At 60.1% G+C, this 18,854-nt stretch carries 18 protein-coding genes; 12 read left to right on the plus strand and 6 right to left on the minus strand.

Annotated elements, in window-relative coordinates:
- The first annotated feature begins 20 nt into the window (after positions 1-20).
- Positions 21-578 carry a hypothetical protein gene (locus tag Q0677_RS00465; protein ID WP_298904790.1) on the plus strand — a complete coding sequence of 186 codons (558 nt, stop codon included), beginning with the start codon at positions 21-23 and terminating at the stop codon, positions 576-578.
- 5 nt (positions 579-583) lie between these two features.
- Here the strand turns inward: Q0677_RS00465 and Q0677_RS00470 are convergent, their stop codons facing one another.
- Entirely contained in the window at positions 584-1,225 is a 642-nt protein-coding gene (locus Q0677_RS00470; protein ID WP_298904793.1) for a ribonuclease T2, read from the minus strand.
- 147 nt (positions 1,226-1,372) lie between these two features.
- On the opposite strand from Q0677_RS00470, the gene Q0677_RS00475 reads away from it, so the two are divergent.
- Entirely contained in the window at positions 1,373-2,110 is a 738-nt protein-coding gene (locus Q0677_RS00475; RefSeq protein WP_298904795.1) for a cell cycle transcriptional regulator TrcR, read from the plus strand.
- Between the two features lie 139 nt (positions 2,111-2,249).
- Positions 2,250-4,463 carry an ATP-binding protein gene (locus Q0677_RS00480; RefSeq protein ID WP_298904797.1) on the plus strand — a complete coding sequence of 738 codons (2,214 nt, stop codon included), beginning with the start codon at positions 2,250-2,252 and terminating at the stop codon, positions 4,461-4,463.
- On the opposite strand, the gene yaaA is transcribed toward Q0677_RS00480, so the two are convergent.
- Genes yaaA through Q0677_RS00495 form a run of 3 tightly spaced genes read right to left on the minus strand, consistent with a single transcriptional unit; the run spans position 4,464 to position 7,620 of the window.
- The gene (yaaA, locus tag Q0677_RS00485; RefSeq protein ID WP_298904800.1) at positions 4,464-5,225 is read right to left on the minus strand and encodes a peroxide stress protein YaaA; all 762 of its coding nucleotides are present in this window, start codon (positions 5,223-5,225) and stop codon (positions 4,464-4,466) included.
- A 1-nt stretch (position 5,226) separates the two neighbouring features.
- A complete protein-coding gene (recQ, locus tag Q0677_RS00490) occupies positions 5,227-7,269 on the minus strand; it encodes a DNA helicase RecQ (protein ID WP_298904802.1) in 2,043 nt (680 codons plus the stop codon).
- A gap of 60 nt (positions 7,270-7,329) precedes the next feature.
- On the minus strand, positions 7,330-7,620 hold the full coding sequence (locus tag Q0677_RS00495; protein WP_133486758.1) for a YggT family protein: 291 nt from the start codon (positions 7,618-7,620) through the stop codon (positions 7,330-7,332).
- Positions 7,621-7,746: 126 nt separating this feature from the next.
- Between Q0677_RS00495 and Q0677_RS00500 the strand changes: the two genes are divergently transcribed.
- The 9 genes from Q0677_RS00500 to Q0677_RS00540 all read left to right on the plus strand — a co-directional run bounded on the left by Q0677_RS00500 (position 7,747) and on the right by Q0677_RS00540 (position 16,580).
- Entirely contained in the window at positions 7,747-8,277 is a 531-nt protein-coding gene (locus Q0677_RS00500) for a thioesterase family protein (RefSeq protein ID WP_298904811.1), read from the plus strand.
- Between the two features lie 69 nt (positions 8,278-8,346).
- Positions 8,347-9,678 (plus strand): MFS transporter, encoded by a 1,332-nt coding sequence (locus Q0677_RS00505; RefSeq protein ID WP_298904814.1) that lies wholly within the window; start codon positions 8,347-8,349, stop codon positions 9,676-9,678.
- 8 nt (positions 9,679-9,686) lie between these two features.
- The gene (gene mepA / locus Q0677_RS00510; RefSeq protein WP_298904817.1) at positions 9,687-10,553 is read left to right on the plus strand and encodes a penicillin-insensitive murein endopeptidase; all 867 of its coding nucleotides are present in this window, start codon (positions 9,687-9,689) and stop codon (positions 10,551-10,553) included.
- Complete coding sequence (locus tag Q0677_RS00515; RefSeq protein ID WP_298904819.1) at positions 10,526-11,452, plus strand: esterase-like activity of phytase family protein; 927 nt, start codon at positions 10,526-10,528, stop codon at positions 11,450-11,452. The genes mepA and Q0677_RS00515 overlap by 28 nt, the downstream gene beginning before the upstream one ends.
- A gap of 116 nt (positions 11,453-11,568) precedes the next feature.
- Positions 11,569-12,189 carry a queuosine precursor transporter gene (locus Q0677_RS00520; RefSeq protein WP_298904821.1) on the plus strand — a complete coding sequence of 207 codons (621 nt, stop codon included), beginning with the start codon at positions 11,569-11,571 and terminating at the stop codon, positions 12,187-12,189.
- A gap of 270 nt (positions 12,190-12,459) precedes the next feature.
- Positions 12,460-12,879 carry an alternative ribosome rescue aminoacyl-tRNA hydrolase ArfB gene (gene arfB, locus Q0677_RS00525; protein ID WP_298904823.1) on the plus strand — a complete coding sequence of 140 codons (420 nt, stop codon included), beginning with the start codon at positions 12,460-12,462 and terminating at the stop codon, positions 12,877-12,879.
- 89 nt (positions 12,880-12,968) lie between these two features.
- On the plus strand, positions 12,969-14,246 hold the full coding sequence (locus tag Q0677_RS00530; protein ID WP_298904825.1) for an aminotransferase class III-fold pyridoxal phosphate-dependent enzyme: 1,278 nt from the start codon (positions 12,969-12,971) through the stop codon (positions 14,244-14,246).
- Positions 14,243-15,187: a phosphotransferase gene (locus Q0677_RS00535; protein ID WP_298904827.1), complete on the plus strand. Its 945-nt coding sequence runs from the start codon at positions 14,243-14,245 to the stop codon at positions 15,185-15,187. The genes Q0677_RS00530 and Q0677_RS00535 overlap by 4 nt, the downstream gene beginning before the upstream one ends.
- A 280-nt stretch (positions 15,188-15,467) precedes the next feature.
- Positions 15,468-16,580: an acyltransferase gene (locus tag Q0677_RS00540; RefSeq protein ID WP_298904829.1), complete on the plus strand. Its 1,113-nt coding sequence runs from the start codon at positions 15,468-15,470 to the stop codon at positions 16,578-16,580.
- Between the two features lie 71 nt (positions 16,581-16,651).
- Here Q0677_RS00540 and pncB read toward each other — a convergent pair whose 3' ends face one another.
- Both pncB and pncA read right to left on the minus strand, forming a co-directional pair.
- Positions 16,652-17,944 carry a nicotinate phosphoribosyltransferase gene (pncB, locus tag Q0677_RS00545; RefSeq protein ID WP_298904832.1) on the minus strand — a complete coding sequence of 431 codons (1,293 nt, stop codon included), beginning with the start codon at positions 17,942-17,944 and terminating at the stop codon, positions 16,652-16,654.
- On the minus strand, positions 17,945-18,553 hold the full coding sequence (gene pncA, locus Q0677_RS00550; RefSeq protein ID WP_298904835.1) for a bifunctional nicotinamidase/pyrazinamidase: 609 nt from the start codon (positions 18,551-18,553) through the stop codon (positions 17,945-17,947).
- Positions 18,554-18,854 lie beyond the last annotated feature (301 nt).

Below are 18,854 nucleotides of genomic sequence, written 5' to 3' on the forward strand. Positions count from 1 at the left end.
AATCAGGCAGCTTTACAACAATGACGCGAATTGAATGTGCACTCATTTCTTTGCTCCTTTCTATTCCAACCATTGCCCACGCAGATAGATATGAGACGACCAATCTGTTCCGGCACAAGGCGTGGTCGGTCACGTTAACCCATGATCAGCTCGACAATGACTTTTGGTGCAACGCAGAGACCACAAATCGGCGCAATCAGTTGCTTTCGATCTCTGCTTTCGACAGCGGCAACCTTGGCCTGTTCATATTTGATGACAGGTGGTCGCTGAGGGAACGCGAGCTAAAGTTCCGAATTGACGTCGACTACTCGCGCTGGATCGTAAGCGGGAATGCGGAAGGTACTGGTGTGTCAACGATGCTCAGCGACCCGGAATCCAGCGTGAAATTTCTGACGGAAGTTGCGGAAGGTTCAGCGGTGGCGGTCTACAATTCGGATGACCGCAAGATTGCCACTTTCTCGCTTGCTGGTTCGAGTGCATCACTTCGAAAGCTCATGGAATGCTGGAAGCGCATCACTCCTACCGACCCCTTCGAGACCGGAGGAAGGCAAACCGCACCTCAAAGTGATCCGTTTTAAGTGGCTTACTTGATCGGATCCAGCAACGCCCGCTGCGCCGTGCAATCGCGCACCACGTCGCGGGCGCAGACGCGGGGTTCTAGGTCTTTGGTCAGGCACAGGCGGGCCTCTTGGATGCGGTCGGCTTTGCAGGTGATGGTCAGCATGTCCGCGTGCCAGTCGGGATTGGCCTGAAGGAAGGCCTCTTCCACCACGGATGCTGGCAAGCGCACGGGATTGGTCAGTTTGCGGAACACTTCGGGGCGGTTCACTGCGCCAAATGCCTTTCGCACGAGGTCATAGTAGACCGCCGCTTCAATGCCCGCGCAGGACCCGTGCTTCTTCCACTGATACCATGCGGCCCCGCCCGTGCCGAACAAATCAGCCTGTGCTGCGGTCATCGCGCGGGACGGCGCACGCACGGCGGTTTTGCAGTAGCTCGGCCAGCCGTCTTCGTATTGCGGCCACAGCCCGTGCACGACCCAGCCCAGATCGCGGTCGGGGTCGCATTGCTTGGACCCGCGCCGGTCGCCGGTCGTGGCACACCAGTTGGGAGACCAACTGAGCGACAGGACGTAGTAATCGAAATCCCCGGCGCGTTCGCCCTCGGCCACGCAGGCCCATGCTGCACTCAGCCAGATCAAGCCGCTTAGGACCAGTTGACGCATTTGCCCTTCCCTCTTTCAGCTTCCTTCCTTATATAGACCCCAAGTTCCCCGACAACGGAAACCCGTCTGGAAGGTCAGAAGACGCCAGACAGCCCAGCCAGGGCGCGGGAAAGTTGTATCCGGGCCGATATCGTAAGGAGTGTTCAGATGAGCAAACTGATCATGGCAAAAGCCACCGCTGTTTGGCTGGTGGACAACACGACGATCAGCTTCAAGCAGATCGCGGATTTCTGTGGCCTGCACGAGCTGGAAGTGCAGGGCATTGCGGATGGCGACGTCGCCACCGGTGTTAAAGGTTTCGATCCGGTAGCCAACAACCAGTTGGATCAAGAAGAGATCGACAAGGCCGAAGCGAACCCGCTGCACAAGCTGAAGCAGAAGTTCTATGCCGCAGCCGCCGGTGAAGAAAAACGCCGTGGCCCGCGCTATACGCCGCTGTCCAAGCGTCAGGACCGTCCGAACTCGATCCTGTGGCTGGTGAAGTTCCACCCGGAACTGGCCGACGCCCAGATCGCCAAGCTGGTGGGCACCACCAAGCCGACCATTCAGGCAATCCGCGAGCGCACCCACTGGAACATCCAGAACATGGAACCGATCGATCCGGTTGCCCTGGGTCTGTGCCGTCAGAGCGAGCTGGACCAGGCCGTTCAGAAAGCCGCTGCCAAGCAGGCCAAAGAGGGTGGCGTGATGTCCGATGACGAACGCCGCAAGCTGGTTTCGACCGAGCAGAGCCTGGCCATGGACACCGAGCCCAAGATGCCAAGCGCCATCGAAGGGCTGGAAACCTTCTCGTTGTCGGACACACCGGAAGAGAAAGAGGAAGAACTGCCCGATGCAGACAGCTTCTTCAACCTGCCGGACTCGAAAGAAGACGACGACGAATAAGATCCCAAACCCCGGCCCCGCGCCGGGGTTTTTCGTTGCCGGATCCGTGCGCCTCAAGTTTTCCGGGTCTTGTTAAGTTCCTGTTCACCGTGATCGACGATGCTGCCTTGGACAGTATCGGAAGACCGGAGAACCGGGGATGAAAATCGAAGATATTCTTGCACAGGAACGGCGGGCCAGAATGGCCGCTGAACGGCTGTTGGCCCAGAAACAGGCCGAGCTATCGGATGCCAACCGGATACTGTCTTTGCACGCATTATCACTGTCGGACGAGATTACCGAGACCCGCGAGGTCGTCGAGGAAATCAAAGGGGAGAACACCCAGGTCCGCGCAGACCTAGAGCGTGCCAATAAGGAAGTGGTGATTGCCAAACGGCGGCTTTGGGATTCGCTGGAGACCATCGAAGATGGTTTCGCCGTCTTCGATCAGACCGACCGCATGATCGCCGCCAACAGCGCCTATCTGAAACCCTTCGACGGGCTGACCTGCGTGGCGCCGGGGGTCCGCTATGTGGACATCCTGAACATCGCCACAGAAGAAGGCATCGTCGACATTGGCGACCTGCGCCCGCTGGCGTGGCGCGATATGATGCTGGCGCGCTGGCATGCCCCCAAGCGCGACCCACTGAATTTGCGCCTGTGGGACGGCACCCATATCCGGCTGATCGACCGACGCTCGCGCGATGGGGATATGGTGTGCCTTGGGCTGAACATCACCGAAACCATCACCTATCAAACCAAGTTGAAAGAGGCCCGCCACCGTGCCGAGGCCGCAAACCGCGCCAAGTCCGCCTTCCTTGCCAATATGAGCCACGAAATTCGCACGCCGATGAACGGGGTCGTGTCGATGGCCGAGCTGATGGCCGAAAGTGAATTGGACGACGAGCAGCGCCTCTATGTGGATACGATCCGAAAATCCGGCGAGGCGCTTTTGACGATCATCAACGACGTGCTGGATTACTCGAAGATCGAAGCCGCGAAGCTGGCGCTCCACCCGGAACCCTTCGACCTTGAGAAGACCATTCTGGACGTGGTGACCCTGCTGCAGCCCACCGTGCAAGAGAAAGGCATCCAGCTGTCGATTGATTTTGACCTGTTCATGCCCACGAAGTTTATGGGCGACGCGGTACGCTTGCGGCAGATATTGACCAACCTGATCGGCAACGCGGTCAAATTCACCTCGGAAGGGCACGTACTGGTCCGCGCAATCGGCTTGCCTGCTGACGATGACAAGGATTACCGCGTGCATCTCTCGGTCGAAGACAGTGGCATCGGTATTCCAAAGGACATGCAGGCGCACATCTTTGGCGAGTTCAATCAGGTCGAGGACGAGCGTAATCGCCGCTATGAAGGCACCGGACTGGGCCTTGCCATCGTCAAGCGCCTCGTCAAGCTGATGGACAGTGAGATCTGGCTGGAAAGCGAAGAAGGCGAGGGCTCGTGCTTTGGGTTCAACATCTCGCTGCCCGCGCTCGAACATGTGGTCGAACCCAATCTGCCGGATACACCGGGCAAGGCCGTGCTGGCCCTGACCGACGGGCTGAACAAGGCCATTCTAGAAAAGCGCCTGCGCGCACTGGGGTTTGAGGTCACGCTGACCTCAGCGACCGCCAATTTAATGGATATCTGCCACGGCGCTCGGCTGGTTTTCGTGGACGAGGCTCTTTGTCCTACGACACCCCTTGATAGCCACCCGCTACGCAATCTGAATGCCACATTTCCCGACTGCGACCTGATCCTTCTGACCCCCCCGCAAAAACGCGAACCGGATTGCGGCTGCACGGCGCTTACTGCGTTCACCCTGCACACGCCGGTTTTGCGCACAGAGCTGTTTGACACGCTCAACCGGCTCGGCCATGCGCCCGCACCGACAACGTGGCCCCCCGCCGCATCCGCGCCGATCGCAGAGCCCCTCCCGGTTTCAGACACCCAGGCTAAGGTTGCCGCCCGCCAAATGCGCGTGCTGGCCGCCGAGGATAACAAGACCAACCAGCTGGTCTTCTCGAAATTGGTTAAATCCCTGAACATCGACCTACGCTTTGCCAATAACGGGCTTGAGGCGGTCGAGGCGTTCTTGGACTTCAAACCCGATCTGATCTTCATGGACATCTCGATGCCCGAGGTCGACGGCAAAGAAGCCACCCGTCGCATTCGCCTGATCGAGCAAGATCAGAACATGCCCCGCACCCGCATCGTCGCCCTGACCGCGCACGCGATGCCGGGCGACGCAGAAGAGATCATGGCCTACGGCTTGGACAACTACCTGACCAAACCCCTGCGCAAACCCGTCATCTTTGACGAGATCATGGAAAGCTGCCCCGAGGGTGCGACGCCGCCGATGGACGACGTCTGATTACCCCTCGTCGCGTAAGAAAACAGGCTGGTCCGGGGTGCTCATCTTTGGTTGGTATTGATACCCACCCAGATCGAACTCGGTCAGGGCCGCAGGATCGCGCAGGCGATTTTGCACCACATAGCGCGCCATCGATCCACGGGCTTTCTTGGCATAGAAGCTGACCACCTTCGGCGCGCCGTTCTTCATCTCCATGAATTGGGGCGTGATCACGCGCAGCGCCAAACGGTCCTTCTGCACAGCCGAGAAATACTCTACCGAGGCGCAGTTCACCAAGACCTCGCTTTGGGTCTCGTCCGCGGCCGCATTCAACGCATCCGCAATGCGCGGTCCCCAGAATTCATAGAGGTTCTTGCCCCGCGGGTTCTGCATCCGCGTGCCCATCTCAAGCCGGTGCGGCGCGATCTGGTCACGCGGGCGCAACAGGCCGTAAAGGCCCGACAGAAGACACAGATGGTCGTCGGCATAGCGCAACGCGTCTTCATCCAGACTGGGTGCATCAAGGCCTGCATAGGTATCCCCCGCGAACATCTCGATCGCCGGCTTTTCTCCTTCGCCGCTGCCAAACGCGTCGAAGCGTTCCGCATTCAGCGCGCCCAGCTTGGGCGAGATATGCATGAGTTTCTCCAACCCCTCCGCCCCGACACCGCGTGCGGTTTCGGCCAGAATTTCAGCCTGCTCCAAGAACCGAGGCCGCGTACCCGCCCCGTTCAGGGCCGGTTTTTCGTCCAATCGTTTGGCAGGAGACACCACAACCAGCATATCAGTCCTCTTCGTTTAGAATTTCCAAAAACGCGGGGCCGAATCGTTCGGCTTTGGCATCATTCATCCCCGGCATGCGGCCAAGATCTCCGATGCTCATCGGTTTGCGTTCAGCAATTTTACGTAAGGTGCCCGGCGCGATGGTCAAGTACTTGCCGGTGCCATCTTCGCCGCGCAACAATTCCGTCGCGGCGTCCTGCAGCCGGTCAAATAGACTGCCTGCCGCGCGGCCAGCCAGTTTGCGACGGGCGGGGTGCATGTGCTCGACCGCGCCTGCGATGACTTGAAGGAAGTCTGCGCCATAGCTTTCCAGCTTCTTCGCGCCAACGCCGCCAATCCGCGCCATGTCGTCCAACGTGGCGGGTCGGGTTTCGGCCATTTCGATCAGGGTTTTATCTGTGAAGACCACATAGGCGGGGACGCGGGCGGCCTCGGCCAATGCGCGGCGTTTTGCCTTGAGGGCAGACAAAAGCGGCGCGTCTTCCTCGGACACCAGCATCTTGGCAGCGGGGCGGCGCGCGGCCTTCAACGTGTCACGCCGCAGCGTGACCTGCGCCTCGCCGCGCAGCACCGGATGCGCCTTTTGCGTGATGCGCAACGCACCGTGGCGTTCCGGATCGGGCCGCACCAGATCCAGCCCCAACATCTGCCGGAAGATCGCCTGCCACATGGGCTTTGTATGGTCCTGCCCCACCCCGAAGGTCGGCAGGCTGTCATGGCCGCGTTCCTGCACACGATCCGTCATCGTCCCGCGCAGAATGTCGATCAGGTGTCCGGCGCCAAAGCTTTCGTCGGTGCGCAGAATGGCCGACAGCGCCTTCATCACGTCGACCGTTCCGTCGAACAGATCAGGCGGGTTGGAGCACAGGTCGCAATTCCCACAAGGTTCAGCCGCTTCCCCGAAATAGGCCAGAAGCTGCTGGCGGCGGCAGCCATGGGCCTCGGCCAGACCCAGAAGCGCATTCAGCCGCCCGTGATCCGCCGCACGGCGTTCCGGCGGGGCGAGCCCTTCGTCGATCTGGGTGCGCCGAAAGCGGATGTCGTCGGCACCGAACAGGGTCAACGTCTCGGCAGGCGCGCCATCGCGACCTGCGCGGCCGATTTCTTGGTAATAGGCTTCGATGGATTTGGGCAGATCGGAATGGGCAACCCAGCGGATGTCAGGCTTGTCGACCCCCATGCCGAAGGCAACGGTGGCAACGACGATCAGCCCGTCTTCCTGTTGAAAGCGGCGCTCGACCTCGCGGCGATCATCGGGCTCCATGCCGCCGTGGTAATGTACAGCAGCGTGGCCCGCATCGCGCAGAGCGTTGGCCAAGGTTTCAGTCCGGGCGCGCGTGCCGGAATAGACGATGCCCGACTGACCTTTGCGCGCGGCGGCGAAGGACAGGATCTGCTGTCGGGGTGAGTTCTTGGCGGCGAAGGCCAGATGAATATTGGGTCGGTCAAAGCCCCGCAGGAACGCAGCGGGCGGGACACCGTCAAACAGTTTCTCGACAATTTCGGCCCGGGTTTCTTCATCGGCGGTCGCGGTAAAGGCGGCGAGGGGTACGTCGAGCATGCGGCGCAGCTCGCCTATCCGCAGATAGTCGGGGCGGAAATCATGGCCCCATTGGCTGACGCAATGCGCCTCATCCACGGCGATTAGGCTGGTACCGATCCGGCGCAGAAGGTTCAACGTCCCACCCGAGGCCAAACGCTCGGGCGCCATATACAGCAGCTTCAGCTCGCCGCGCTCCAACGCGTCAAACACCGCATCGGTTTCTTCCTGCGTGTTGCCCGAGGTCAGCGCCCCAGCAGAAACGCCCGCCGCCTGCAGCCCACGGACTTGGTCGCGCATCAGGGCAATCAGCGGCGAAATCACCACCGTCACCCCGTCACGCACCAGCGCAGGCAATTGAAAGCAAAGGGATTTTCCGCCACCCGTTGGCATGATGGCCAAGGTGTTCTGACCATCGCAGACGGCCTGCACGATCTCGGCCTGACCGGGCCGAAAGTCATCGAAGCCGAAAACGGATTTCAGAAGATCAAGGTCGCGGGGCATGTGTGTGCTGCTCGGTGTTTTGACAGCACAATCCCATGCCCGCGCGTGGGCAGCAAGGGGTTAGTAGGCGGCCGAGTACAAAGCGTCGTTCAGCACGATCCGAATGGCCATCAGTGCAATCAGGGCGACCAGCGGCGCCAGATCCAGATTGCCCAGATTGGGCAGGAAGCCACGGATGCGGGAATAGATCGGCTCGAGCAGTTTGTTCAGGCCGAACCAGATCTGCGCAACGATCGGCTGGCGCAGGTTCAGCACCTGGAAATTGATCAGCCACGACATGACGATGTGCACGATCAGGATGAACCAAGCAATTTCGGTAAGCATCAGAAGGATTTTAAGAATGCTGATCATGTCGGCTCCTTGCATGTTGGTCACACCCATCTAGGTCGCCTGACGCGCAAGAGCAAGGGTGACGCGCGGTTGGCATTGACGTTTGGGGAAAGGCGCGGCAGGGCAACCACAATCAAAGGAGCCCCCATGTACCCCTTCGTCCGCATGATCAAAGAGATGGTCAAATTCGCCAAGGCAGAGCCGCTGCCTGTTGATGGCGTCCACATCAGCCACCACCGCTGCTGGCCGTGGGATATCGACCTGTGGCGCGAACTGAACAATGGCCGCACCCTGACCATGTACGATCTGGGCCGCATTCCGCTTGCAGGTCGCACCGGGTTAAGCCGCACCCTGATCAAGAACCGCTGGGGGCTGACCATGGCGGGCGCGAGCGTGCGCTATCGCAAGCGCATCCGCACCTTCGCGCGGTTCGAGATGCGCAGCCGCTTGGTCGGGTGGGACGACAAGTTCTTTTATGTGGAACAGAGCATGTGGTTGGGCGGTGACTGTGCGAACCAGATCGTCTATCGCTCGGCCGTCACGGATCGCAGCGGAATTGTGTCTACGGACAGGGTGCGGACGGCCATTGGCCACGCGGGACCGGCACCTGCGCTGCCCGAATGGGTGCAAGCCTGGATCGCGGCTGACGCAACGAGACCTTGGCCCCCCGAAATGTAATCCCCTTGCCCGCGCGCCTGTTTCCCTGTTTGATCGAAAAAAAGCACACAGGCATTCTCAGGGGCAAACATGGCAGAGATCTCGGCACGCAAGCGCATCTGGGGATGGTTCTTTTTCGATTGGGCCAGCCAGCCCTATAACACGCTGATCCTGACCTTCGTCTTCGCCCCCTATTTCAAAACCGTGGTGGGCGATGGTGCACAGGCGCAGGCCAGTTGGGGCTTTGCCGTTGGCACCTGCGGCCTGATCATCGCGATCCTCGCCCCAATTCTGGGTGCCTTCGCCGATAACTCGGGCAATCGTCTGCGATGGATTTGGCTGTTTTCGGTCATGTATGTGATCGGCAGTTTCGGGCTGTGGTATGCAGCCCCAGACAATTTCAACATGACGCTTATTCTGATCCTGTTCGGCATCGGCCTGATTGGGATGGAGTTCGCCACGATCTTCACCAACGCCATGCTGCCCGACCTTGGCTCGCGCGAGGAAATCGGCAGCATTTCCGGCAATGGCTGGGCGTTTGGCTATATCGGAGGTCTGCTGACCCTGATCATCATGCTGCTGCTGTTCGTTGAACAAGAGAACGGCAAAACCCTGATCGGCATGACGCCCCCCTTCGGGCTGGACCCCGTTGCGAAAGAGGGCACGCGGTTTGTCGGCCCGCTGACCGCAGTTTGGTACGCTCTGTTCATGATCCCGTTCTTCCTGTGGGTACGTGATCCGAAGCCGGTCAGCAGCGACCCCCTGTTGGTGCGCCACGCGCTGGCGAGCCTATGGAAAACTCTGAAATCTCTGCCCCGCTCGCCCAGCCTGTTTGCCTATCTCAGCAGCTCGATGTTCTATCGCGACGCGCTGAACGGGATGTACACGTTCGGCGGCATCTACGCGGCGGGCGTGTTGAACTGGTCCGTGGTTGATGTGGGCATCTTCGGCATTCTGGCGATCATCACCGGTGCGATTTTTGCATGGATCGGCGGTCGCGCAGACCGGCGCTTTGGCCCGAAGCCCGTCATCACCACCTGCATTCTGGTGCTGACCTTCGTCGCCATCTGCATCGTCTTCATCTCACGCGAGAGCGTGTTTGGCATGCCGGTCGAGCCTGACAGCAAGCTGCCCGACATCGGCTTCTACATCCTGGGCGCGCTGATCGGGGCCGCGGGTGGCGCGCTGCAATCGGCCAGCCGCACCATGATGGTCCGCCAAGCCAACCCGGAACGGATGACCGAAGCGTTTGGCCTCTATGCCCTTGCTGGCAAGGCCACCAGCTTTCTTGCGCCCTTCCTGATCGGCATCATCACGGCGGCGACGGGCAGCCAGCAGCTCGGCGTCTCCCCGCTTATCGGGCTCTTTGTACTGGGACTTGTCCTATTGATCTGGGTTAAACCCAAAGGCACTCACGCGTAGGTCTTCATATGAAACTGTTTCACAAGCTCATCCTGATTACTGGCCTTGCCCTGACCGGGGCGCCTGCGGCGGCCCAAACACCTGCGAAAGAGCTGTTCGGCGCAGCCCGCAATGGCACCGCAAGCCGGTCGGCCTCGTTCGGGTCCTACGCCAAGGGCTGTCTGGCCGGGGCCGAGCAACTGGCCGAGACCGGGCCGACATGGCAAGCCATGCGCCTGTCGCGCAACCGCAACTGGGGCCACCCCGAGCTGATCGACTTCGTGGAAAAACTGTCGCGCAAAGCCGCCCAGCAACCCGGATGGAAGGGGCTTTACGTGGGCGACCTCAGCCAACCGCGCGGAGGGCCGATGCTGACCGGGCACCGCTCGCACCAGATCGGGCTGGATGCCGATATCTGGATGCTGCCGCCCAAACGCCTGAACCTGTCCGCGTCCGAGCGCGAGGCGCTGTCGTCCATCTCGACCCGCCGGTCAAAGGGCGCTTATGTGAACGACAACTGGACCCGCGCCCATCACGAGATCATCAAGGCCGCCGCCAAAGACAAACGCGTCGCGCGGATCTTTGTCTTCCCCGGCGCCAAGGTACAGATGTGCAAGGACGCCAAGGGCGACCGCCGCTGGCTGCGCAAAATTCGCCCATGGTGGGGGCATCACTATCACTTCCACGTGCGACTTTCCTGCCCCAAGGGCGTGAAGGGCTGCGTGAACCAAGCGCCGCCGCCCGCCGGGGATGGCTGCAAAGACGCCGAGAAATGGGTACAAGATATTCTGCACCCCAAACCTGCGCCGAAAAACACGACGCCGCGCAAACCCCGCGGCCCCCTGACCCTTAAGGATCTTCCCAACCAATGCGGACCCGTATTGTCATCGCGATAGCGGCACTTGCCGCGCTTCTTGCGCTTGATCTTGGGGCGCAGCCTGTGTCGGACGCCCAACTGGTGTCCGCCTATCGCTGGCATGGCACCGGCGAGAATTTCGGCGGATTCTCTGGTCTAGAAGTCAGCGACGACGGCAAAGATTTCATCGCGATCACTGACCGGGGCTATATCGCCCGGGGCAGCTTCAATCGCGAAGAGGGCGTGATCAAAGGCCTGAACACCACGCGCCTTGGCCCGCTGAAATCCCCGAAAGGCACTCCACTCGGTCGCTTCCGCGCTGACAGCGAGGGGCTGGCCACCCATATGGACGGTCCAATTTTCGTCAGTTTCGAGGCCAAACACCGTGTGATGCGCTTTTCCGGCCTACGAACGAAGGGCCGCGCGCTACAAGGGCATCCAGACTTCAAGGGATTGCAAAACAACTCGTCGCTCGAGGCCTTGGCCATCGAACGCGACGGCACGCTTTACACCATTCCCGAACGCACGGGCGTCGAGGGCTCGCCGTTCCCGGTCTATCGCCTGCGTGCCGGTAGCCAAACATGGGACAAGCCCTTCTCGATCCCCCGCTTTGCACCCTACCTGCCGGTCGGCGCTGACATTGGCCCGGATGGAAAGTTCTATCTGCTGGAACGTCACCTCAGCGGCATTCTGGGCTTCACCAACCGCGTTCGTCGCTTCGACATCACGCCAGAGGGGTTCAAAAACGGCGTGGAATTGCTGCGCACCCCCGTCGGCCTGCACGACAATCTGGAAGGCCTGGCCGTCTGGCGCGACACAGATGGAAACATCCGCCTGACCATGGTGTCGGACGACAATTTCAAGTTCTACCAGACCACTGAATTCGTCGAATATGTGGTCCCGACCCCGGCCCCCGCCACAAACAAGGTCGCGAACTGACGCGACATCCCCCTTGTTTACAAGGGTTGATCTGTCCGTTTCGTCCCTGTAAGAGCACTCCGTCCCTGATCGGCAGGGGCCAAGTCTCCGCAACCTTGCTAAAACGGACCAACAACATGACCCGTCTTCTTCCTGGCGTAATCGCCATGGCCGCCATCGTCGTGGCCTCAAACATTCTGGTGCAATTCCTGTTCGGCAACTGGCTGACCTGGGGCGCCTTCACCTACCCGCTTGCTTTCCTTGTCACCGACGTGATGAACCGCGTCTACGGTGTGTCCGCGGCGCGTAAGGTGGTTCTGGTCGGCTTCATCACCGGCGTGATCTGCAGCTTCATCGGCACCCAAATCATGGGCGAGTTCGGTCCGCTTGTGACCCTGCGCATCGCTATGGGCTCGGGCCTTGCCTTCCTGACCGCACAGCTGCTGGACGTCGCGATCTTTGACCGCCTGCGCGAAGGCCGTTGGTGGCGCGCGCCGGTTGTCTCGACCCTGATCGGCAGCTCGGTGGACACCGCGATCTTCTTCACCATCGCCTTCTCGGGCACGCTGACCTTCCTTGAACCCGCTAATGACGTCAGCTGGGCGGGCGAGGTTTTGCCGCTTCTGGGCGCAGGTCCGATGGCCCCGCTGTGGGTGTCTTTGGCGGTTGCTGACTGGATGGTGAAACTGGCCCTTGCCCTGCTGGCATTGGTGCCGTTCCGCGTCTTGGTCACAAAACTTTCACCAAATCCTGCGTGAAAAGTTTTGACAAACGCAAAATATGTGGCACGCTCCTAGATATAGAAACAGCGAGAAAGGAGGTGTCCATGTCAAGAGATACAACGGAGCGAGGTGCCGGGACAATCTAGATCGCGACGTTTCGGGGCAGCCCCCGGAACGGAACGCGGGCCGAATTGACCCAGGTCTAACCGGTCCCACCTCCTACATTCTCGAAAGGGTCGTCCTGCTGGGCGGCCCTTTTTCGTTGCGCCCATTCCCGTCCCCGTCTCAATTCGCTACGGTGCCCCCATGATCCGCGTGAATGACGATATCACCCTGAAAGATTGGGAGCTGAGCGAGAGCTTTTCGCGTTCCTCTGGTCCCGGCGGGCAGAACGTGAACAAGGTCTCGACCGCCGTCGAGTTGCGTTTCGAGGCCGCCCGTTCGCCCCATCTGACGCAAGCGGTGAAAGCACGTCTGAAGCGGATCGCCGGGCGCAAATGGGCGCAGGACGGTGCCATCACCATCCGGGTCGAGGACACAAGAAGCCAAGCCCGCAACCGCGAGATCGCCGCCGAACGTCTGGCCGAGATGATCCGCAAAGCGCTGGTCGCGCCCAAGCGGCGCATTCCCACCAAACCAACGAAGGGATCCCAGCGCCGTCGCATGGACGCCAAAACCAAGCGCGGGCAGGTCAAAGCGCTGCGCGGGCGGGTCACCGACGACTGACGCCACTTACTTAACAACGCAATTAATTTGCTTTGCGCCCAGCAAGCTGGCATAGTCGGCGCAGAACACCCAGCACAGCGGAGCATGACATGGCGGACACCTCTTCGATCCTGGAACGGCGCGCGCAGCTTCTTGGCCCGAACATGACCACCTTCTATCGCGAACCCGTTCACGTTGTCCGCGGTGAAGGCACGTGGCTGTGGGATGCGGATGGGAACCGCTATCTGGACTGCTACAACAACGTCCCGCATGTCGGTCACGCCCATCCGAAAGTGGTCGAGGCGATCACCAAGCAGGCCGCGACTCTGAACACCCACACGCGCTATCTGCACGAGGGCATTCTGGACTATGCCGAGCGTCTGACCGGCACGATGGATCACGGGCTGGACACGATGATCATGGTCTGCACCGGCTCCGAGGCGAACGACATCGCCCTGCGCATGGGCCGCGCGATGACCGAGAAGGTGGGCATCATCTGCACCGACAACACCTATCACGGCAACACCGATCTGGTCAGCCAGATGTCGTCAAAGCGCACGCCGATTGGCGGGCCGGTGGACTGGGTCAAGAAGGTGCCCGCGCCGGATACGCTGTCTCCGCTGGGCGGCAGCGCCGAGGCCCAGCCACAGGCCTTTGCCGACGAGATCCAGCGCGCGATTGATGAGCTGGAGGAGGCAGGGTACGGCTTCGGCACGCTGATCCTCGACCCGTTTTTCGCCAATGAAGGCTTTCATACGCTGCCCAAAGGTTTCCTCGACCCGACCTTAGCGGTGGTCCGCATGGCCGGCGGCATCATCATCGCAGACGAGGTGCAACCGGGCTTTGGTCGCACGGGACGTAATTTCTGGGGGCATGACCGGATCGGGTTGGTGCCTGACATCGTGACGATGGGCAAGCCGATGGGGAACGGGCATCCGGTGGCAGCCGTGGTTACGCGGCCTGAGATCATGGCCGAATTCCGCACCCGTTTCGGGTACTTCAACACATTCGGCGGCAACCCAGTGTCTGCGGCGGCGGCGATGGCGGTTCTGGATGTGCTCGAAGAAGAAGAGCTGGTCCAAAACGCACGCGACACGGGCGACTATGCGTTGGGGTTGCTTAAGGAACTATCGCACCCGATGATCGCAGACACGCGTGGCGCAGGCATGTTCATGGGCATCGAATTCACGCGCGACGGCGACCCGGAAGGCGCGACGACGTTCTGCAAAGATCTGGTGGAAGAGGTACGCAATCGTGGCGTGCTGTTGCACCTGATGGGGCGGCATTATCACGGGATCAAGATCCGTCCGCCCATGTGTTTTAGCCGCGCGCAGGCCGACCTTTTGGCCGAGACGCTGGACGCCGCGCTGAAAGCCGTTCCCGCATGAGCACCACTTTGAAACAGGCCCTCAAGGCGTGGGGCGCGCAGCATGTGCGGATGATCAAGGATCGCGAGAACGCGGTGCATGAGGTGCGGATTTCCGGTAAGCCCGCCGCACTGCGTCTGCACCGTCCGGGGTATCAATCCGAAGCTGCCATTCGGTCGGAGCTCGACTGGATGGCTGCGCTGGCCGCGAAGGGCATGCGGGTGCCCTCGCCCATCCCGACGAAGGATGGCGATCTGGTGTTTTCGCTGGGGTCCGATCAGTGCGCGACGATGGTGTCGTGGGTCGAGGGCGCCCCGATTGGGGAAAGTGGCGTGCCGTTGCAGGGTACGGTCAAGGATCAGGCCGCGCTGTATCGCAAAGTCGGCGCCGAACTGGCGAAACTGCACAACCTAACCGATGATATCACGCTGCCCGACGGGTTCACACGGCACCGCTGGGACATCCCCGGCCTGCTGGGAGACGACCCGTTCTGGGGGCGGTTTTGGGAGTGCCCAGCGCTGCGCGAGGACGAGCGCAACATGGTGCTGCGGGCGCGGGCCGTGGCGCGTGATCTGGCGACGGTCTATCTTGAGAACGGCGCGGATTTCGGGTTGATCCATGCGGACGCCCTGCGAGAGAACGTGTTTATTCACAAGGGCTTGCTGACCCTGATCGACTTCGACGACGCAGGGTTTGGGTTTCGGCTTTACGACCTTGCGGTGATGCTGTCACAGAACGAAGACGAACCCGCCTATGAGGCGATCAAGGCGGCTGCGCTGGCGGGGTATCGAGACCACCGCGCGCTGAGCCAAGAGGCGGAAGACCTGCTGCCCATGTTCCTAATGATGCGCCGCTTCGCCTCAATGGGCTGGGCGGTCCCGCGCTATGATCCGGCCGACCCGAAAGTCACCAGCTATACCCAAAAAGCGGTAACCGCTGCGCGGAGATTTCTCGGGGGCTAAAAGCAGCGTGACAGACAAAGATCTACCAGAGACCTCAACAACACAATGTTGAACTTCTTGAGGGGGCAGCGGTGTTTTTGCTTGGGTTTCCATGACCTACTGCTACGATCATGCACGAGCATCTTGAACCCTGCGGTCCACCAAAAAGAAAGGGCATTGATCCGACAATAGGTTCAATATCCGACTAAACCCGGTCTGCAGATTTGCGCTGAATGCGTGCTAATACTTCATGAAGCCGCCCATTAGCACGTGGCGCTGATATTTACTTGGATTCTGCCTAGTGACATCGCCAATAGAAAAACGTCTTGGACTCGAACTCCTTCGGTTCTACTTGGCCTTTGCGGTTGTTCTATATCACTATTTGTTTATCGGGCCGATACACAAGATTATCCACCCGCCATATGGGAACGCGCCTGACTCAGATCTCTTTTGGATTGGAATGCTGCTTGGCGCACTTGCCGTGCCAGCCTTCTTTGTCATTAGCGGCTATACGATTTTTTTCTCGGCAGAAAGAAACAACTGGCGCAACTTCTCGGCCGCACGAGTTTCTCGCCTATACCCGGCACTGATCGTATGCGCGACATGCACCTTCCTGCTGCAGCCCGTCCCACAAGGCCAGCTCGCCAGCGAATACACTCGCATGTATTTGGATGCAGTTCTTTTCGTACCGATCTATTTTGAACGCGGTATGATCGACGCTTCGTACTGGTCGCTGGCATATGAGGTTCGCTTCTACCTGTTCGTTGCAATTTTACTGGCCCTGCGGCTATTCAAACATGTTTCGCTGGTCATAATAGTGGTGTCATTGCTGGGAACAGCCATGTCACTTGCGCCAGAAGGCGTTGATTTATCGAAGTATTTCCTCTTTCCCTATGCATCATTCTTCGGGATTGGCATTTCCATCGCACAGATCGAGAGACAAGGAGCCACAATCCCAAACGTCTTGATCGCTGCGCTGCATTTAGGCACCGCATCCTACGGGTTCCTATACGGTTACGAATTCATCGATATGCTTGACGGAGTTCGATCGCCTTGGTGGGTTGGCCTAGGAGCTGCGCTATTCTGCACTGGTGTTGTTATCGTACACCTGCGCGCCAAACCCAGCGCAAAGATGGCGCGGCTGGCAATCCCGCTGGGCGCGATCAGCTATCCACTCTACCTATTCCACCAAGAAATCGGATATGAGCTGATCAAATATCTCGCCCCTCATCTGGGTTTTTGGGCGAGCACGATACTTGCAATCTTCGTCGCGCTTATCGCCGCATGGCTTGTGAACATTGCCGTTGAAAAGCCATTCTCGCGCCCCTTGCGCAAGTTACTGAGCGCAAACAGGAAGCGAGATCACGAACAGTCCACAACGGATCTCGCTACAGAAGCAGTAAGGCCGCGATAGCTGGACACCTACTGAAGTCATTAGATGAATCGATCAAACGACAGGATGGCCAACAACCGCAGTTGGCGCCACTATACGACGACCTCCATCCCGACCTGTTCGCCCACCCCAAACACCCGCTTATAGCGAGCAATCTCGTCTTCCGGCCCCATCGCCTTGTTGGGGTTATCCGACAGCTTCACCGTCGCCCTCCCATTCGCCTTCACCGCCTTACAGACCAGCGAGAACGGGGCGAGGGCGTTATCCGGCACGAGGTCTCGGAAATCATTCGTCAGCAGGGTGCCCCAGCCAAAGCTGGTGCGCACGCGGCCTGCGAATTGCTGGTGCAGTTCAATGATTTTGTCGGTGTCCAGACCGTCCGAGAAGATGACCATTTTCTGGGTGGGATCCTCGCCGCGGGATTTCCACCAGTTGATGGCGATCTCGGCGCCCGTCGCGGGGTCTCCGCTGTCGATGCGGATGCCGGTCCAGCCGGCCAGCCAATCGGGGGCGTTCTGAAGGAAGCCTTCGGTGCCATAGGTGTCGGGCAGGATGATGCGCAGGTTGCCGTCGTGCTCCTGCTGCCAGTCGGCGAGCACGTCATAGGGCGCTTGGGCGAGTTCGGCGTCATCTTCGGCAAGGGCCGCGTAGACCATGGGCAGTTCGTGGGCATTGGTGCCGATGGCTTCGATGTCGCGCTTCATGGCGATGTGGCAGTTCGAGGTGCCGACGAAGCTGTCGCCCAGCCCCTCCATCGCCGCTTGCACGCACCAGTCCTGCCAGAGGTAGGAGTGGCGGCGTCTTGTGCCGAAATCGGCAAGGCGCAGGCCATCGAGGGTGCGGAGCCCGGAGATCTTCTCCCACGCGCGGGTCATGGCGCGGGCGTAGAGCACTTGCAGTTCGAACTTGCCCATGCCGCGCAGGACGGCGCGGGAGCGGAGTTCCATGAGGACGGAAAGCGCGGGGATTTCCCACAGCATAACCTCGGGCCAGGAGCCTTCGAAGGTAAGCTCGTATTGGTCGCCGACGCGTTCGAGGTGATAGGCGGGAAGGCGCATGTTCTCGAACCACTCCATGAAGTCGGAGCGGAACATCTGGCGTTTGCCATAGAAGGTGTTGCCGCGCAGCCAAGTGCTTTCGCCGCGGGACAGCGACAGCGAGCGGATATGGTCCAGTTGCTCGCGCAGTTCACCTTCGTCGATGAGGTCGGCGAGCGGGACGTGTTTCGAGCGGTTGATGAGGCTGAAAGTGACGTGGGCATCGGGCTTGTTGCGGAAGACCGACTGGCACATCAGAAGCTTGTAGAAATCGGTGTCGATCAGCGAGCGGACGATCGGGTCGATTTTGAAGCTGTGATTGTAGACGCGGGTGGCAATATCGACCATTTACGCCTCCAGCTTGACGCCAGCGGCGCGCATGTTGTCACGGGCGGCTGCCAGCGAGCCATCAAGGTCAATGGCGCGGCAAGCAGGTTCAAGTACAGTGACGTCGAAGCCCAGTTTCGCGCCGTCGATGGCCGAGTAAGCAACGCAGAAATCGGTGGCGAGGCCAACCATGGTCAGCTTGGTCACACCACGGGTGCGCAGGTAGCCTTCCAGCCCCGTGGGGGTGGTCTGGTCGTTCTCGAAAAAGGCGGAATAGCTGTCGATCTGTGGGCGGAAGCCTTTGCGGATCACAAGGTCGGCGGGATCGGTCAGAAGGTCGGGGTGGAAGGCCGCACCGTCGGTACCCTGCACGCAATGGTCGGGCCAGAGCACTTGGGGGCCATAAGGCATATCCGTCACCTCGAACGGGGCTTTGCCGTCATGGGACGTTGCGAAGGACGAATGACCCGCCGGGTGCCAATCCTGCGTGAAGACCTTCACGGCGAAGTCAGGCAGCATGGCGTTGATCAGGGGCACGATCTGGTCCCCGTCCGCGACAGCGAGTGCTCCGCCGGGGCAGAAATCGTTCTGCACGTCGATCACGATCAGGGCTTCATCTGCACTATGCATGGGCGTTCCTCCTTGAACTTCAATGGGTAAGGACCGGGCGCGGCAGGGTCAAGCGACGAGGGTCATCGTCACCTGTATCACCACGGGAAACGGGCGCGCATGATGCGCACCCCGATCATCCGCTGCGATCCGCCGCACAAGAAAGCCCTGACAAAACAAGGGTAAGCACAACGGAATGACACGCGACACCGACGGCGAGGCGTATCCGCAAGATTGCATTAAGAACCTGTTAATTTTCAATTGCTTACAATTCCTAAACAAAACCCTGACGAGAAGTAAACAGTCCTTAACCTCCAGCCAA

The organism is uncultured Aliiroseovarius sp. (assembly GCF_947492455.1).
Classification (GTDB): Bacteria; Pseudomonadota; Alphaproteobacteria; order Rhodobacterales; family Rhodobacteraceae; genus Aliiroseovarius.

Coding starts and splice junctions, on each gene's coding strand:
- Q0677_RS00465 (WP_298904790.1), top strand. CDS start 21: ATGACGCGAATTGAATGTGCACTCATTTCTTTGCTCCTTTCTATTCCA.
- Q0677_RS00470 (WP_298904793.1), bottom strand. CDS start 1,225: ATGCGTCAACTGGTCCTAAGCGGCTTGATCTGGCTGAGTGCAGCATGG.
- Q0677_RS00475 (WP_298904795.1), top strand. CDS start 1,373: ATGAGCAAACTGATCATGGCAAAAGCCACCGCTGTTTGGCTGGTGGAC.
- Q0677_RS00480 (WP_298904797.1), top strand. CDS start 2,250: ATGAAAATCGAAGATATTCTTGCACAGGAACGGCGGGCCAGAATGGCC.
- yaaA (WP_298904800.1), bottom strand. CDS start 5,225: ATGCTGGTTGTGGTGTCTCCTGCCAAACGATTGGACGAAAAACCGGCC.
- recQ (WP_298904802.1), bottom strand. CDS start 7,269: ATGCCCCGCGACCTTGATCTTCTGAAATCCGTTTTCGGCTTCGATGAC.
- Q0677_RS00495 (WP_133486758.1), bottom strand. CDS start 7,620: ATGATCAGCATTCTTAAAATCCTTCTGATGCTTACCGAAATTGCTTGG.
- Q0677_RS00500 (WP_298904811.1), top strand. CDS start 7,747: ATGTACCCCTTCGTCCGCATGATCAAAGAGATGGTCAAATTCGCCAAG.
- Q0677_RS00505 (WP_298904814.1), top strand. CDS start 8,347: ATGGCAGAGATCTCGGCACGCAAGCGCATCTGGGGATGGTTCTTTTTC.
- mepA (WP_298904817.1), top strand. CDS start 9,687: ATGAAACTGTTTCACAAGCTCATCCTGATTACTGGCCTTGCCCTGACC.
- Q0677_RS00515 (WP_298904819.1), top strand. CDS start 10,526: ATGCGGACCCGTATTGTCATCGCGATAGCGGCACTTGCCGCGCTTCTT.
- Q0677_RS00520 (WP_298904821.1), top strand. CDS start 11,569: ATGACCCGTCTTCTTCCTGGCGTAATCGCCATGGCCGCCATCGTCGTG.
- arfB (WP_298904823.1), top strand. CDS start 12,460: ATGATCCGCGTGAATGACGATATCACCCTGAAAGATTGGGAGCTGAGC.
- Q0677_RS00530 (WP_298904825.1), top strand. CDS start 12,969: ATGGCGGACACCTCTTCGATCCTGGAACGGCGCGCGCAGCTTCTTGGC.
- Q0677_RS00535 (WP_298904827.1), top strand. CDS start 14,243: ATGAGCACCACTTTGAAACAGGCCCTCAAGGCGTGGGGCGCGCAGCAT.
- pncB (WP_298904832.1), bottom strand. CDS start 17,944: ATGGTCGATATTGCCACCCGCGTCTACAATCACAGCTTCAAAATCGAC.
- pncA (WP_298904835.1), bottom strand. CDS start 18,553: ATGCATAGTGCAGATGAAGCCCTGATCGTGATCGACGTGCAGAACGAT.